The following is a 16,377-nucleotide window of genomic DNA, read 5'->3' on the forward strand; positions in this document are numbered from 1 at the left end:
AAGCGCCAAGGCTGACTGGGCAACAAGCCCAGTCAGCCTTTGTGCTGTAAAACCGGATTTCCCGGTATTCTGGATGTAACGAAGATCTCATCGCCGCCGAAGAGAGCAAGCGGCCTGCGACACAAATTGCGGTACGGAATGAGGGATGGACAGGTTGACACTGCGTAATCTTGGGTTGAATGTGGCACGGGCGGCGGCTGTCTTGTTTGCGTTGGCGATTCCTGGAGCGGCGCATGCCGTCTCCTGGTTTCCGTTCGGTCCGGATGGTGGCGACGCGCGCTCCTTCGCGGCCGATCCACAGGATCACCAGCACATCTTTCTCGGCACGATCAACGGTTGGATCTACGAGTCGCACGACTCCGGCGCAAAGTGGATTCGGCTCGCGAATGTCGGCAAACGCGACGATCTTGCGCTCGACAACATCCTCGTCGACCCCCTGAATCCGAAGCACATCCTGGTCGGCGCATGGGTGCTCGATCATCCCGACGGCGGCCTCTTCGTCAGCAACGACGGCGGCCACACCTGGGAGAATCTGCCGCAGATGCGCGGTCAGTCGATCCGCTCGATGACGGAGTCGCACTCCGATCCGAAGACCATGTTGGCCGGGACGCTCGAAGGCGTCTACCGCTCGGTCGACAGCGGCCGGCACTGGCGCCAGATCAGCCCTGTGGGTTCGAAGGAGCTGCACGAGGTGGAGTCGGTCGCGATCGATACCGCCGATCCCAACACGCTTTACGCCGGCACCTGGCATCTGCCGTGGAAGTCGACCGACGGCGGCGAGCACTGGGCGAATATGAAGGAAGGCATCATCGAGGACTCGGATGTCTTCTCGATCATCGTCGATCCGGTGACTCCGCAGAACGTTTATCTCAGCGCCTGCTCGGGCATTTATAAGAGCGAGGATCGCGGCGGCCGGTTCGTCAAGGTGCAGGGCATTCCGTCGTCCGCGCGACGCACACGTGTGCTGATGCAGGACCCGAGCCATCAGGCGACGGTCTTCGCCGGCACCACCGAGGGACTCTTTCGCTCGGACGACTCCGGCAAGAACTGGATTCGGACGACCGGCCCGGAGGTGATCGTCAACGATGTCTACATCGACGAAAAGGATCCGCGCCACGTGCTGCTGGCGACCGATCGCGGCGGCGTGCTGGCATCGGACGACGGCGGCGACAGCTTTCGCGCCTCGAACAACGGCTTCTCCGCGCGACAGATTACGACCTTTGCCGCGGACGCGAAGCACCCGGCAACGGTCTACGTCGGCGTGGTGAACGATAAGGACTGGGGCGGCGTCTTTCAGAGCACCGACGGCGGTCTACGCTGGCAGCAGCAAAGCGTCGGCCTGCAGGGGCGCGATGTCTTCAGCCTGGTCGAAAGCCACACCGGGACGCTGCTTGCGGGAACCGCGCACGGCATCTTCGTCCTGAAGGAAGGCGTCTGGACGCGCGTGGATGGCATGCCCGTGGCGAAGAAGGCTCCCGCTGCGAAGCCTGCGGCCAGGAAGACGGCGAAGGGCAAGGCCGTGACCCACCGCGCACCTGAACCCCGGGTCATTCCGATCCCCGCGGCGAAGAGCTTCGACCCCAGCGTCAACGCTCTGGCCGCGACGGACATCGGCGTCATCGCCGCGACCAGCGCGGGTCTGCTGACTAGCGACGACGACGGCGCGAGTTGGGCGACGGCAAAGGGGACGTCGGCTGAACCCTGGCGCTTCGTCGCCGCATCGCACCGCATGGTGGTTGCCGCGACGCTGCATGGCATGGAGTATTCGGTCGACAGCGGCGCCACCTGGAAGCCCGCGAAGCTGCCCGAAAAACTCACGCAGGTCGCGGCGGTCGCGGTCGAGACGACGGGCGAGTTGTGGGTCGGCGGTCGCGAGGGCGTCTTCGTCTCAGCCGATGGCGGCGCAAGCTGGAGCGTGCCCGAGAACCTCTTCATCAGCGGTGTGAATAGCATCTTCTACGACGGGCAGAACAAGCGCATTCTGTTGACGGCGCTCGGCGCGACGACCATGGCCTTCTCGGTGCAGATGCCGGAGCGCAAGGTCAGCTTCGTCGATACAGGTTGGAACCTGCGCTTCGTGCGCCCGGTGGGCGATCACCTGGTGGGCGCGACGCTTTTTGACGGTATCGTCGTCCAGCCGAAGATGGTCGCCTCTCCCATGAATACCGCGCAGACGGCGAGCCGGTAAAGAGGGCGCACGGAGGAATAGAATAGAGCTATGAACAACGCATTGACGAGCAAGCCGCGCCACTCCTTCCAGACCGATGATGCCCGGCTGCTGCCGATCGCCGAAAAGGTGCAGGCCGGCGAACGGCTCAGCTTCGAAGACGGCGTAACGCTCTATCGCAGCGGCGACATTCTCGCCGTGGGCTGGCTGGCGAACCTCGTCCGTGAGCGCCTGCACGGCGATACGACCTATTTCAACGTGAACCGGCACATCAATCCGACCAACGTCTGCGTCGCGTCCTGCCGGCTGTGCGCCTTCGGCCGCAAGAAGGGCGCGGCGGACACCTACACGATGGCGCTCGAAGAGGCGTGGGAGACCGCGGCTACCGGCCTGACCGAGGCGGTGACGGAGTTCCACATCGTCGGCGGCCTGCACCCGGACCTGCCCTTCGAGTACTTTATGGACCTGGTCAAGGGGCTGAAGGTCCGCTTTCCAAAGGTCCATGTCAAAGCCTTCACGATGGTCGAGATCGCCTTCCTCGCCAAGCGCGGCAAGATGACGATCCCCGAGGCGCTGCAGAAGATGAAGGATGCGGGCGTCGATTCGATGCCCGGCGGCGGCGCGGAGATCTTCGCCGACCGCGTGCGGCACATCATCTGCGACCACAAGATCGACGGCAGCGAGTGGCTCGACACGGCGCGGATGGCGCACCAGATGGGCTTCCGCTCGAACGCGACCATGCTCTACGGCCATGTCGAAAATGAAGAGGATCGCGTCGACCACCTCGTCAAGCTGCGCGAGGTGCAGGATGAGACCGGCGGCTTCCAGACCTTCATCCCGCTCTCGTTTCACCCGGATCACACCGCGCTGGCGCATATTCCGAAGTCGACCGGCATGCTCGACATGCGGCAGATCGCGGTCGGCCGCCTGATGCTCGACAATTTCAGCCACATCAAGAGCTACTGGCAGATGGTCACACCGAAGATGGCGCAGATTTCGTTGCGCTTCGGCGCGGACGACATCGACGGCACCGTGATCGAGGAGAAGATCTACCACGACGCTGGAGCGACGACGCCGCAGGGCATGCGCCGCGCCGACCTCGTACGGCTCATCACTGAGGCGGGCCGTGTGCCCTTCGAGCGCGACACGATGTATCGCAAGATCACCCGCAGCGAGGACACCTTCACGGTCGGCGTCTAGCCTTGGTCACGTACCGCGACTATCTTTCCGGCGACGCTACGGCGATGTATGCTCTCGACCGTGTCTGCTTCGACGCGCGCTTTCGCTTCAGCCTGAGGTCGATGCGGGAGTTCGCCGAGGAACCTGGCGCGATCGTCCGTATCGCCGAGCAGGCCGGCGAAATGGCTGGCTTCGTCATCGCGCAGCCGGAGCCCGAGGGCGTCTACCTCGTCACGCTGGATGTGGCGCCGGAGCAGCGCCGGCAGGGAATCGCCGGGGCGCTGATCGATCATGTGGAGGCCTGCGCCATCGCGCTCGACGCGGATGTTCTGCTGCATGTCTTCACGGAAAACTCCGCCGCTATTGCGTTCTACGAACGTCGCGGATACCTCCGTCAAGGCGTCGTTCCGGGGTTCTACGGTCGCGGTTTGCAGGCGTATCTCTACCGTCGCGGGCGGTTGTAACGCTGCCCCGAGAGAGCCTCGCCGGTGAAAATTCTCGATTGCCCGCAAACCTCATTCTGAAGCACTTGTAGTTTCTGTCTGGGAACTATTTCCAATTTGTATATCGCTGGGTGTATAACTCTCCCGGCGTATCCTTGTGGCCGGCGGCGAACAGTCAAGTCAGCCGAGGCGCCGGATCGGATGCCGCTCCACTCGGAGCCAGGAGATTCAACGTGCTGTCTGCTCTTCGCATCGTCTCACTGCTCGGCGTGTTCTCGCTGGGTTCGTCGCTCGCGGTCGCCCAGGCCACGCCGCCCCGGACATGGGTGGATAAGGACACCGGTCACCGCGTCTATCGCCTGTCGGACGAGCCCGGTTCCTCGGGCTTCTATTTCAACGTGAACGCCTACTCGCCCGACAAGAAGCTGATGGTCTATACCGCGCCCGACGGCATTCACACGCTGGAACTGGCGACGAAGAAGACGCGGTTGCTGGTCGCAAACGCTCCACGTCCCGCGACCGGCGACCGGCCCGGCTTTCGCGGAGGCGTCCGCACCATCGTCGTTGGCAGCAAGACGAACAGCGTCTTCTTTACGAAGTTCGACCCGGAGACCGAGGCCAATACGGCCTACAAGGCGGATCTGATCACGGGTGCGGTGACGAGGCTTGTGGCGTTGCCGCCGCGCGCCAGCATCACCAGCGTGAATGCCGACGAGACGCTCGCCGCCGGCACCTACGACGAGAACGAAGAGGACGTGGCGAAGGAGTACGGCGGCAATCGCCCGCTGACCACCCCCGGGGCGCCGAACAACGCGCCGCCGCAGGCCGGCAACCTCGTCCAGCCGGAGGGGAAGGGCGCGATGATGGAGCGCCGCCTGGCCTCGCGTATTCCGGTCGTGCTGTACACCATCAACCTGAAGACCGGCTCCGTGAAGGAACTGCTGCACTCGACCGACTGGATCGGCCACCTGCTCTTCTCTCCCACCGACCCGCAACTGCTGATGTACTGCCACGAAGGCCCGTGGCAGAAGGTCGACCGCATCTGGATGATCCACACCGACGGCACGCACAATACGCTCATCCACAAGCGGACGATGCTGATGGAGATCGCCGGGCATGAGTTCTGGGGGCTCGACGGACGGACTATCTGGTACGACTGGCAGTACCCCAAAGGCGAAGACTTCTTCCTCGCCGGCTACAACCTGGAGACGCACCGTCGCACGGCGTACCACATGCAGCGCAACGAGTGGTCCATCCACTTCAACCTGACGCACGACCTCAGCCTCTTCACCGGCGACGGCGGGGATCCCGGCCAGGTAGCCAAGGCGCCCGACGGCGAGTGGATCGAGCTCTTCCGCCCGCGCGAGATCCGGGGCGAAGGCGCGCTCGACGATCCGAACTTCTGGCAGCCCGGCGTCTTCGAGTCCGAGCATCTGGTCAACATGGCGCACCACAACTACAAGCTGGAGCCCAACGTCCGCTTCACCCCGGACAAGAGCATGGTGATCTTCACCAGCAATATGTTCGGCGCGAGCTACGTGATCGGCGTCGATGTGGCGAAGGCGATGGATGCGAAGCCGGACGAAGTCGTATCGACGCCCGAGCTGGCGTCGCGGTTCAATCCGTCGAAGCCGACGCCCACGCCGAACGACAAGTAAGGTGGTGGCGAGGGGGGATACGTGCATAGTATCTACCTCGCCACCCCTATCCACCGCAAAGCTCCGTAAAATCGTAGGATGGACAAGTTTGTAGTACGCGGCGGCAACCCCCTTCTCGGCACGATCAAGGTCTCCGGAGCGAAGAACTCAGCGCTCCCTTGCATGGCGGCGGCGATTCTGACCGAGGACGAGGTCATCCTCGAAAACATCCCCCAGGTGCGCGACATCGAGACTGAGCGCAAGCTGCTCGAGTCCATGGGCGCCGAGGTGGAACTGGGCTACGGTCGCGCGCAGCACCGCACGCACATTCAGTGCGCCATTCTGTCCGATCCGGTCGCCAAGTACGAGATTGTAAAGACGATGCGCGCCAGCTCGCTCGTCCTGGGGCCGCTGATCGCACGCACTGGCATCGCCCGCGTCGCCATGCCTGGCGGATGCGCCATCGGCGGTCGTCCGATCGATCTGCACATCAAAGGCCTCGAAGCCATGGGCGCGAAGATCACCCAGGACCACGGCTACCTCGAGGCCCGCACCGACCGCCTGAAGGGCGCGCACATCGTCTTCGACAAGATCACCGTCACCGGCACCGAAGACCTGCTGATGGCGGCCGTGCTTGCCGACGGCGAGACGCTCTTCGAGAATTGCGCACGCGAGCCCGAGGTTACCGACCTCGCCGCTCTGCTGACCGCCATGGGCGCGAAGATCGAAGGCGCCGGCACCTCGACCATCCGGGTGCAGGGCGTCGCGAAGCTGCACGGCGCGCGCCACCGCATCAACCCCGACCGCATCGAGGCCGGAACCTTTCTGATCGCGGGCGCCATCACGGGCGGCGACCTGAACGTGGACTGCTGCGACCCGAGCCATCTCGGCTCGCTGCTCTCGAAGCTGGAGCAGTGCGGCGTGCGGCTGGACGTCGGCAAGGATGCAATTCGCGTGCGCTCCGAAGGCGCCGCGAGCGGCCAGTTGAAGGCCGTCAACATCTCCACCGAGGAGTACCCCGGCTTTCCAACCGATATGCAGGCGCAGTTCATGGCGCTGGCCACGCAGGCCGACGGAGCCAGCACCATCACCGAAAACATCTTCGAAAACCGGTTCATGCACGTGCAGGAGCTGAACCGCATGGGCGCGAACATCACCGTGCAGGGCCGCACCGCAACTGTGCGCGGGCGCACGCCGCTCGAGTCCGCCGCTGTGATGTGCTCGGACCTGCGCGCCAGCGCCTCGCTGGTGCTGGCCGCGCTCGTCGCCGATGGCGAGAGCATCCTCGACCGCGTCTACCACATGGACCGCGGCTACGAGCGCATCGAAGAGAAGCTGCGCGGAGTGGGCGCGCAGATTCGCCGCATGGGCGACGTCTTCGGCAAAAAATAGCTGACTTGCGCTGCAGGCGGGAGCATACTGAGTTCAGAGGTGTATCGATCATGGCGGCTGCAGTCACGCTCATCTCCATCGACGAGTACCTCAAGACGCCCTATCATCCCGACTGTGAATTTGTTGACGGACAGCTTGAGGAGCGTAACGTGGGCGAGTACGAACACAGCCGTCTACAGTCTCTTCTGACGATCTGGTTTGGGAACCGAGAGTCCGAGTGGCACGTTCGGGTTGTGACAGAACTTCGGACGCGCGTCTCCGACATGCGAGTACGAGTACCAGACGTATGCCTTATCCGAGCAAGTGCTCCGCGTGAGCGAGTCACGCTCACACCACCCTTGCTCTGCGTAGAAATCTTATCTCCTGAAGACCGTCTGCCTCGCGCGGCTAAAGTGATGGAAGACTATGCCCGCATGGGAGTCGAGAATCTCTGGATTCTCGATCCTATCGAACGGGTGGCCTATGTCTATAAGAGCGATGGGGAGCTGCGACTGACCAGCGACCGCCTTAGCATTCCTGGAACTCCTATCTACGTCGACCTGCCGGCGCTCTTCGCCAATCTCGACTAACGCAGATTCCTGATGGCTATGCCGAGCCACAAAGGCTCGTCATCTCGACCGGAGCGCAGTGAAGGGGATCAGCGCCCGTGCCCCAGCATCCGGTCGCGCGTCTGGATGCTGGTCCGCTCGACCAGGAAGTAGAAGACGACGCCGATCCCCAGCGTCGCAGCGAGGATCAACCCGGTCCTCGCCGCGCCACGCGCCATATGCTCGCCCAGAGCCATGCGGATGGGCTGGTCGAAGGTCGTGTGCGTCAGGTAGATGCTGTAGGCGCAGAGCGCGAGGCCCTGAATGGCCTTGTATGCAAAGCGGCCAAGGGCTCCGGCAGGAGTCCAGCGCAGGTCGTAAAGTACGCGCAGCCACGCCGCATAGCCCACAGCCAGCAGCGTGAAGACGAAGACGTTCACCTGCGGACTGCGTTTCCACACCGGCAGAACGATCAGCAGCAGGGGAATGAGCGGCAGCAGCGCCAGCGCCACGGGCTTCAGCCGGTCGAACTGCTGGCGGCGCTCGACGAAGAGATAGGCCAGCCAAAGTCCCTCGACCATGCCCTCGCAGTGCAGGTGGCTCATCCAGAACCAGAATGGCGGGAGCGCGCCCGTGGCGCTCAGCGTGAGGATCCGCAGCGCCAACGGGACGAAAAAGGCTACGGGAAGCGTCCAGCGAAAGGCCTCGCGCCCCAGCGTGCGTTCGACGGCGTAGGCCAGCAGCGGTAGGAGCAGGTAGAAGTGCTCCTCGACGCATAGGCTCCAGCTTGGTCCGAAGGCGGGCACCCCGAAGTAGTTCTGGAGGAAGAAGAGGTAGTGCCAGTCGAGCGGCGCCTGCTGCGGCGCAACCGTCGCCCGGACGGCGGCGTACACCGCCAGCGCAACCAGATACGGCGGCAGAGTCCGCCACCAGCGCGCTCGCCAGAAGCCGAGCAGGCTGAAGTGCGTCGCCGCATCCTTACGCGAAGAGCGAAAGTAAATGCGACCGATCAAAAATCCCGAGAGGACGAAGAAGAGGTCGACGCCCGTGCCGAACTCGCCAACGAACGGCTTGCCTTCGAGTCCGACGCCATGCGCCAGGAAGACCATCGAGATCGCCGTCGCACGCAGCACGTCCAGCCCGATATTGCGCCGGCTGGCTGCGACCGCATGCTGACCTGTCTGTTCGAGTACGACGGCCCGCGAGGCCATTCCGATCTCCCTTGCAACGAGTGTAGTTTCAAGTCGCACTGCGGGGCGATACAACTTCGCCGCCACGTCCGCCGGGGTTGACCGGAAGGCCGCTAAACCGTATAGTCAGTACAGGTTGTCAGCGCGCTACCAGTCGCGACACCTGAAGTTTGTTGCCCCCTCGTTCAATGGTAGGACTAGCGACTCTGACTCGCTCGATCGGGGTTCGAATCCCTGGGGGGCAACCAAAAGCATGTAAACGCGCCCACGAGGCGCGTTTTTCTTTGCCCCTTCTGGCACCTCCTAGCACCTCGCAGAACGCATATAAGACAATGTAAATGAATAGTTTAGGCCTGTCGTTGCCTAGCCGCCGTCGAGATTTCTCGTCCGAGGAGGTGCGAGCCGGTGCGAGGACAGCCAAGACTTTTTGTGGGTACCGTTGCGGGTATCATTAGGAGAATTTGTGGGTACGGAAACCGTACCCCCTCCTGGAGCAGCGCCCATGGCACTCACCATCAAAGAAATCGACGGCGCAAAGCCGACCGGCAAACCTTACAAGCTGTCAGATGGTGGCGGCCTCTGTCTCCTTATCGCACCTTCCGGTGCCAAACTCTGGCGCTGGCGCTATCGCTTCGATGGCAAGGAGAAGATGATGGCGTTGGGAGAGTACCCCGTCGTCACCCTCAAGGACGCCCGCGAGCGTCACTCAGATGCGCGTAAGGCGCTGGCGAACGGGACCGATCCAATGGCCGAACGCAAGTCTGAAGGCGAGGCCAAGCAGAAGGAATCCGAAGCTAAGCAGCGTGAAGAGGAAAACAGCTTCGAGAATGTCGCCCGCGATTGGTGGAAGTGGTGGTTGATCGGCAAGTCGCCTCGACACGCTGACACCACGATGCGGCGCATGGAAGCTGACGTGTTCCCCGCGTATGGACACAAGTCCATTAATGCTGTGACGGCATCTGACGTGCGCCAACTCATGATCGCCGTCGAGAAACGGGATGCCCGCGACGTTGCCAAACGTATCCACGAGACGACATCGCAGATCTTTCGATTTGCGATTGCTCGCGAGATTGCAAGTCGGAATCCGGCGGCGGATTTCAAGCCGAGAGACATCCTGGCCGAAGCCCAGACAGAAAACCGTGCTCGTGTGGATGCCAAGGACCTGCCCGAACTGCTGGTGAAGATCGACGACTACAACGGCGACGTAATAACGCGCTTAGCGATCAAGTTAATGGCGTACACATTCGTCCGTACCAGCGAAGAGATCGAGGCCCCTTGGCCGGAGTTCGATTTGGACGAGGCTCGCTGGACTATCCCGGCGGAGCGCATGAAGATGAAGACCCCGCATATCGTTCCGCTGTCCCGTCAAGCCGTGGAAGTCTTGCGGGCGCTCAAGCAGATCACAGGCAACGGCAAGTTTGTATTTGCCGGCTCTCGCGACAAGAAAAAGCCCATCAGCAACAACACCATTCTCTATGCTCTCTACCGGCTCGGCTATCGCGACCGGATGACTGGGCACGGATTCCGTGGACTGGCATCAACCATTCTCAATGAGCATGAGTTCGATGAGGCGCACATCGAGTTGCAGCTCGCCCACACGAAACGCAACAAGGTCGCTGCCGCCTACAACCATGCGAAGTACCTGAAGCAGCGCACAGAGATGATGCAATGGTGGGCGGACTATCTGGACGCACAGCTCGCTAAGGGCAGGAAGAAACTAGCGGCCTAAGCATACTTCTTTGATATTGCCCAAGATTCCCCATGCGCGCGTTGCGGTGCCCGTCTGTCCCCGGTGCCTGGGGACTCGGATCGTGACTTGGATATGCGCTCTGCGGCCCATTGTCTGACTTCAGACCTTACCCAAGCGACCGTTCGCGGTCCTAGTTGAACCGACGCAGGAAAACTGTGCGCCCGGATCAATGCGTAGAGGCTGGATTTCGATAGTCCGGTCACTGACTTCAATTCTGGTAGACGCAGGAAACTAACTTCATCTTGAAGGTTCGGTGGCGTGATTAGCTGCTTATTCGCCGCAGGGTAATCGACGGTCTCTCGGCTGGTGGAAAGCATTTCAGCGGCCTCATCCCCTTCAACCAGCAGCTTTTCATCGGCAGGTACGCTGGCACGACCAGGTCTCTTTCGCTCGGTTGCGTTTCTCTCTGCCATTGGCGGGACTCCAGGGGTTTCCTGCGGTATCGAGTGCTGCGATACCCAGGGAAGGATGTTTCAAGGATGGGGCCGCGGAACGCCGCTGTCCAATACATATATCCGATGGCAAATTCCGGGTTGGTATCGGCTTTTCCGATAGCGGCGTTTCGACTCAGATTTGCCCCTCGCGGCAATGCACTGCATTGACTTCATTGGTACATGCGCCCACAATTAGATTGACTTCGGACCTGACTTGCATTGTGGATTGAGCCGCTCTCCGAATCGCGCACGGCGCTATCAGAGAGGTACTCCCACTATGTCAGACCTCATCGAACTCCGGCACCTCAAGAACTTCATCGCAGTTGCCGAAGCGGGCAACATCAGCCGCGCAGCGGAAAACCTCTTCATATCGCAATCTTGCCTCAGCGGACAGATGAAGCAGCTTGAAGAGGCTGCTCAGGTCTGCCTATTGGTGCGGCACAGTGGCGGAGTCCAGGCGACACCAGCCGCACAGATATTGATTGCCGGCAGCAAGCATATTCTCAAGCTGCGTGACGACCTGCTGATCGCTACGCGCTCCGCCGATACCGTAGCAGTTCTCCCCATGCGCCTCGGCTTCTCTTCGTTCGTGGACCATGACCTGTACGAGATGGTCTGCTCCGTTCACACCGCTCTCTACCCGACGTGCGAGATCAAGTCGCAAGGCGGCGACAACGTAGAACTTTTGTCCTTGCTCGACAGAGGCGAAATCGACGCCGCGTTGCTGACGCTTCCCGTATCAGGTGCGGGTTTGAAGACATATCCATTTACCCATAGCCGTCTCGTTGTGTGCATGAGAGCCGACGATCCCTTGGCGAAGTTGAAGGAGATTACACCGGCTGATCTTGGCTCGAAGTTGACGATCTTCCGTGAACCGAAACAGCATCCCGAAGCGCACGACCGGTTGATTGAGATGCTGAACGAAGTCGGGATTACAGGCGACGTTGCCAGCACCAACAAGACCCCTCACGAACTCCAATGGATGGTCGAATCGAGCTACAGCTATGCGCTCATACCGGAAGGTTCGGCTTTGCAGAAGGGCCTCGTGACGCGGCCCATCGCTGGTGTGACCTGGACAGTCGATAGTGCGCTCATCCTGGGTCGGTCAACATCGCAGAAGACGTTGCCGCAGTTGATAAAGGAACTGCGAAGGAGGTTCCGGTTGCAAATCAAGCTGCCACCAGCTAAACCGGTTCGCTCCGTTCGACCATCATTGCGCGACAGAATCCTTCCACTTTTCGCCTAAACATTTGCTATCGGGATTCCCGATAGCAAAGTCGCTTTTGGCCTAAATCGGTATCGGATATATGTATTGGACGCGAGAGGAATCGCGGCCTAGTGTCATGGCTATCACGACCATCCCGGTCGTTGGAGGTGCCAATGACACGTATCCGAATCATCATCCCAGCAGCCACGATTGAGCGCACCAAGCTCTATCTTGTACGCGGAGCAGTCCTGCTCCTATGCGTATTGATCTTCCCACTCGCCGCTCACGCGTCGCCGTTCGATAGCGGCATCAGTTCAATCCAAACACTGTTTACCGGAACGATTGCGAAGGCCGCCAGCCTCATCGCCATCGTGATCGGCGGATACCCAACGCTAATTTCTCTACGGGCGGACGGCCTCACGCCGTTCGCTCAAACGCAACCGAACGCCTACCCGCACAAGGAGTCACCATGAACCCCAACACCGCAACCGAGTACCGCAACCTTCCCCTTAATGTCCTCACCGAGTCCACCACCAACCCGCGCCGGATATTCGAGGATGCCGCTCTCAAGGAATTGGCAGCCAGTATCAAAGTCCAGGGCGTTCTCTCGCCCTTGCTTGTTCGGCCTCTCACCGGGCAGAACTTCGAGATCGTCGCCGGAGCCAGACGCTACCGCGCAGCGCAGATCGCCGAGACCGCTACCGTTCCGGTTCGTATCGTCAACCTCACCGATGCCGAAGCCTTAGAAGCGGCCTTGGTGGAAAATCTCATTAGGTCTGATGTGCATCCGATGGAAGAGGCCAACGGCTTCTTTGCGCTTCTCGCCTTGGAGGAGCCGAAATACTCCATTGAACAAATTGCTTCCCGCACCGGCAAAAGTGCTACGTTCATCGCCGCTCGTTTAAGACTTACCGAGCTTACACCTTTGATCGTCGAAGCCTTCTACCGCGAGGAGATCGGCGTTGGACACGCGCTGCTACTGGCGAAGTTGCAACCAGCCCAGCAGGAGCAAGCTCTGCCCAACTGCTTCCGTGAGGATTGGGGTGGGAGCAGCGGCAAAGCCAAGCGCATCCTGCTTCCCGTGCGGCATCTCCAACTCTGGATAGAGCATAACGTCCTCTTGCTCTTGAAACAGGCACCGTTCAACAAGCGCGATGCCCAACTCGTTCCCGCAGCCGGAAGCTGTGTCGATTGCCCCAAACGCACCGGAAACAATAAGCTGCTCTTCGCAGAGTGGGCGTCCGACAATGAATCGCAATGCACCGATCCAACCTGCTATGCCGTGAAGGTCGAAGCATTCCTGCAAAAGCAGATCGCAACGAAGCCGGAGCTTGTGCAGATCAGCACAGCCTACGGCCAGCAGCAGGAAGGCAGCAAGATCATTACCCGCAGCAAGTACGTCGAGATCAAGTCGGAGAAGCCCGATACGCCGGAGAAGGCGAAGTGGCCGGAGTTCAAGACGTGCAGGTACACCACTGAGGCCATCGTCTCCGAGGGCATCGACAAAGGCGAATTGCGGAAGGTTTGTGCCGAAGCGGATTGCCCGATTCATCACCCCAAGAAGCAATCCACCAAGGCCGATTCCAGCTTCAAGGCGGAGCAGGACAAACGCCGCAGAGAAGAAGCACTGGCGAACGCCACCGGAATGCGTGTCCTGCAAACCATCGTCGCCGCCGTTCCAGTCCGGTTGATGAAGCGGGATTTTCTCTTCATCGCAGAACAGATGCTCCCGTTGCTTGACGACAAGCGGCGGGAGATGGTAGCCCGGAACCAAGGCATCAAAGCGAAGGAAGGCGAATCCGCAGCCAAGCTGCTATCCGCGTTTCTCCGTAAGGCCGAGGAAGGCGTTATCGGCAAGTTGATCGTCGAAGCCGTCATCCTGCTTTCAGCCAGCAAGCAAGCGGATGGAGGTAAGGTTATCCGTGCCGCAGCCCAGGCGTACAAGGTGGACACCGATGCGATTGCCCTCAAGGTAAGGCATGAGGTCGCGGCCAAGGAGAAAGCGAGGTCCGCTGCAAAGATAGAGCCGAAGCCAGCAGCAAAAGCATTGAAGAAAACTGCTTGAGCGACATACTCTCGAATGCGCCTGTCTTCGGACAGGCGCATCTCTTTTGTCGGCCCGTCTTTCCCACCCTGAAGGTCGCTCTCCGAAGTGCGAGAGCGTCATGTTCTGCCCACCCGACGGGCAGTAGCCAATCAACGCAAACTCTGGAGGAATGCTCGGGACATCTGCCCCGGCAGATAATCATTTTGGTAAGCGTTAGCGACACTGTCTACTCGAATGAATTCCCGCGCCCACAACTAAATAGCGTAGAATAGGCGAACATTCGCGAGTCACATGATTTCAGAATTGGCGTCGCGCGGTTTAGCATTGTTTGCCGCTGAACCGGAACATTTATTGTTCTCCACAATGGCAAAGAGAAAGTCGCAAGACCGCCCGTGCAGTTGCTTTGTGCCAAAGTAGCGATGAGAACGAGTTGCCCATGACGAGCACTGACAAACCGCCGAGCCCAGCCAAAGACGATTACCTGATTCACCTCAATTTCCTGCCGGTTGAGATGAGCGCAAGTCCATGCACAATTTATCGACGGCTCTGTTCATCCGCCCAAGAGGAACGTCCGAGTGCTCTGGCAACCGCTCATCGCTTGCCGGTATTGTCCCCTACCGAGGTAGAGTGGCAGTCTTACTGGGTACTTCATGAACCGGCAGAAGGGTTTGCTCCGTTTGATTATCAGGCAAGCTGGAGCACAGATGTGTCACGACGCATCCTCTTTGAGTGTCTGCGCCGTTCGGTGATGGCATCGCTCTCGCCTCAGCAATATCGCTTCCCGCAGAACAATTTCATTCAGGAGGTTTCGCTGATTATGGCGAACTATCCTGAAGGCAATGAAGCGCTGGTGATCCAGCCATACTTCTTGAAGGCATCGCGTCAGATTGGACTTCTCGTTGATTTTCATTTTGATCTGGGCCAGGATGTTCCCTTTAGCCGCAGAATTCAGCAACTCAGTCTCAGCCTCGATAGGAATTTTCGACGGAACGTAGACTATTATGTTGACCGTTCTTCAAGGGTGCGCAAGTTTCTTGAATCCAGATGGTCCGTTCTACAGAACATGTCACTTCCCGGCGCGGCAGGCCCCTTGGCAATATCAAAAGATTTCGTATCGCTTACGGCTGAACGTCTCCGTCCCAAGAGTTACGTCTTCGCAGGCGGCAAAGAATCTCGAAGTCAGTTCACGGGGCTACGTGATTTTGGTCCGCTTCAGGCGCTCGAACGACCGCCCCGACTGCTCTTTGTTTTCCGTGAGCAAGATCGCCTCCCAGCTCGCCGCCTTGCGCTCGCTCTAAAGGGCCTCAAGCAACGCGGGCAATACAATTTCCCTGGTTTCAATGAGCTATTCAAGACAACACTAGAGATCGATGCCAACCCGATAGTATTACCCGACCTTAGTTCTGCCTCTATGGAAGCTGCACTCCAGCAGGCCACAGAGGCAGCGAAGGCTTCACCGAACATCCTGCCCGTTATCGTTCTGCCTAACGGCGACGACAACGGATACCTCGCCCAGAAGGCGCATTTCTCACATGCAGGGATGCCCACTCAGGTCTGTACCCTCAGAATCCTTGAGGATGAAGAGTCCCTGAAATGGGCCGTAGCCAATCTGGCGCTCCAGATATTCTGCAAGGCGGGAGGCAGGCCTTGGAAGGTACGCCCTACTGCCGAACGGTCGCTCATCATCGGCATAAGCCAATCCCACAAAATCCGATTTACGGATGACCAAGCGCATGTCGATAAGTATTTTGCCTTCTCGGTCTTGACTGATAGCAGCGGCCTATTCCAGCAGATACAGGTGTTGGGGGATTCGCCCGACCACAACTCCTACGTTTCGGCCTTACGTGCCAACCTCAAACAGGTCTTAGAGGCGAACGCAGGTGCATTCAATCGAGTGGTCATCCACACGTCGTTCAAGCTGAAACATGAGGAAATCAGAGCGATCGAACAGACCACCCGTGAGGTCGCTGCTGCGACGGATAAATCCAAGTGCAGGTTTTCCGTCATCAAGGTTAATCACAAGAGCCGATTCTTCGGGATCAACCGCTCCGTCAACAGTCTTGTTCCCTACGAAGCCACCAAGGTCCGACTGGGACCTCACGAGTATCTTGTCTGGTTTGAAGGCATCTATCCAGACAAGCCCACAGTCACAAAAGCTTTTCCCGGACCGACACACCTTCAGTTTCTTCGCGTGAATGACGAAGCAACTGAGCCAGCGGAGGAGCGGGAGCTGTTACAGGATCTTGTGAATCTCTCTGGCGCAAACTGGCGGGGATTCAATGCAAAGAGTTCACCCGTATCTGTTTTCTATTGTCATTTAGTCGCCGACCTTGTTCATAATTTCCATGAACGCGGACTTCCGATGCCTGCGGTGCAGGACATTCAACCTTGGTTCTTGTGAGTC

Annotated in this window: 13 protein-coding genes and 1 tRNA gene; 12 read left to right on the forward strand and 2 right to left on the reverse strand. The window is 59.8% G+C overall.

What is annotated here, in order from left to right:
• The first annotated feature begins 145 nt into the window (after window positions 1–145).
• From CHB87_RS10890 to CHB87_RS10915, 6 genes are all read left to right on the forward strand, one after another.
• Window positions 146–2,188, forward strand: a complete 2,043-nt coding sequence (locus CHB87_RS10890; protein ID WP_176441697.1) for a WD40/YVTN/BNR-like repeat-containing protein — start codon at window positions 146–148, stop codon at window positions 2,186–2,188.
• A 30-nt stretch (window positions 2,189–2,218) separates the two neighbouring features.
• Window positions 2,219–3,367: an aminofutalosine synthase MqnE gene (gene mqnE / locus CHB87_RS10895; protein ID WP_089408453.1), complete on the forward strand. Its 1,149-nt coding sequence runs from the start codon at window positions 2,219–2,221 to the stop codon at window positions 3,365–3,367.
• 2 nt (window positions 3,368–3,369) lie between these two features.
• Entirely contained in the window at window positions 3,370–3,810 is a 441-nt protein-coding gene (locus CHB87_RS10900; RefSeq protein WP_089408454.1) for a GNAT family N-acetyltransferase, read from the forward strand.
• 212 nt (window positions 3,811–4,022) lie between these two features.
• Window positions 4,023–5,447, forward strand: coding sequence for an oligogalacturonate lyase family protein (locus tag CHB87_RS10905; RefSeq protein ID WP_089408455.1), 1,425 nt, complete (start codon window positions 4,023–4,025; stop codon window positions 5,445–5,447).
• A gap of 78 nt (window positions 5,448–5,525) precedes the next feature.
• The gene (murA, locus tag CHB87_RS10910) at window positions 5,526–6,818 is read left to right on the forward strand and encodes a UDP-N-acetylglucosamine 1-carboxyvinyltransferase (RefSeq protein WP_089408456.1); all 1,293 of its coding nucleotides are present in this window, start codon (window positions 5,526–5,528) and stop codon (window positions 6,816–6,818) included.
• Window positions 6,819–6,868: 50 nt separating this feature from the next.
• Window positions 6,869–7,387 carry a Uma2 family endonuclease gene (locus tag CHB87_RS10915; protein WP_089408457.1) on the forward strand — a complete coding sequence of 173 codons (519 nt, stop codon included), beginning with the start codon at window positions 6,869–6,871 and terminating at the stop codon, window positions 7,385–7,387.
• 68 nt (window positions 7,388–7,455) lie between these two features.
• On the opposite strand, the gene CHB87_RS10920 is transcribed toward CHB87_RS10915, so the two are convergent.
• Complete coding sequence (locus CHB87_RS10920; protein ID WP_089408458.1) at window positions 7,456–8,556, reverse strand: acyltransferase family protein; 1,101 nt, start codon at window positions 8,554–8,556, stop codon at window positions 7,456–7,458.
• A gap of 153 nt (window positions 8,557–8,709) precedes the next feature.
• Here CHB87_RS10920 and CHB87_RS10925 point away from each other — a divergent pair.
• A tRNA-Gln gene (locus CHB87_RS10925) sits at window positions 8,710–8,783 on the forward strand.
• Window positions 8,784–9,037: 254 nt separating this feature from the next.
• Window positions 9,038–10,264, forward strand: a complete 1,227-nt coding sequence (locus CHB87_RS10930; RefSeq protein WP_089408459.1) for a tyrosine-type recombinase/integrase — start codon at window positions 9,038–9,040, stop codon at window positions 10,262–10,264.
• On the opposite strand, the gene CHB87_RS10935 is transcribed toward CHB87_RS10930, so the two are convergent.
• A complete protein-coding gene (locus CHB87_RS10935; RefSeq protein ID WP_342743556.1) occupies window positions 10,261–10,698 on the reverse strand; it encodes a helix-turn-helix transcriptional regulator in 438 nt (145 codons plus the stop codon). The two genes, CHB87_RS10930 and CHB87_RS10935, sit on opposite strands and share 4 nt — an antisense overlap.
• Window positions 10,699–10,996: 298 nt before the next feature.
• On the opposite strand from CHB87_RS10935, the gene CHB87_RS10940 reads away from it, so the two are divergent.
• From CHB87_RS10940 to CHB87_RS10955, 4 genes are all read left to right on the forward strand, one after another.
• Entirely contained in the window at window positions 10,997–11,965 is a 969-nt protein-coding gene (locus tag CHB87_RS10940; RefSeq protein WP_089408460.1) for a LysR family transcriptional regulator, read from the forward strand.
• Window positions 11,966–12,099: 134 nt separating this feature from the next.
• Window positions 12,100–12,399 (forward strand): hypothetical protein, encoded by a 300-nt coding sequence (locus CHB87_RS10945; protein WP_089408461.1) that lies wholly within the window; start codon window positions 12,100–12,102, stop codon window positions 12,397–12,399.
• Window positions 12,396–13,991 (forward strand): ParB/RepB/Spo0J family partition protein, encoded by a 1,596-nt coding sequence (locus CHB87_RS10950; protein ID WP_089408462.1) that lies wholly within the window; start codon window positions 12,396–12,398, stop codon window positions 13,989–13,991. Before CHB87_RS10945 ends, CHB87_RS10950 begins: the two co-directional genes overlap by 4 nt.
• Before the next feature lie 418 nt (window positions 13,992–14,409).
• Window positions 14,410–16,374 carry a Piwi domain-containing protein gene (locus tag CHB87_RS10955; protein WP_089408463.1) on the forward strand — a complete coding sequence of 655 codons (1,965 nt, stop codon included), beginning with the start codon at window positions 14,410–14,412 and terminating at the stop codon, window positions 16,372–16,374.
• Window positions 16,375–16,377: the final 3 nt, after the last annotated feature.

Origin of the sequence: Granulicella rosea (genome assembly GCF_900188085.1) — a bacterium.
Lineage (GTDB): Bacteria > Acidobacteriota > Terriglobia > Terriglobales > Acidobacteriaceae > Edaphobacter > Edaphobacter rosea.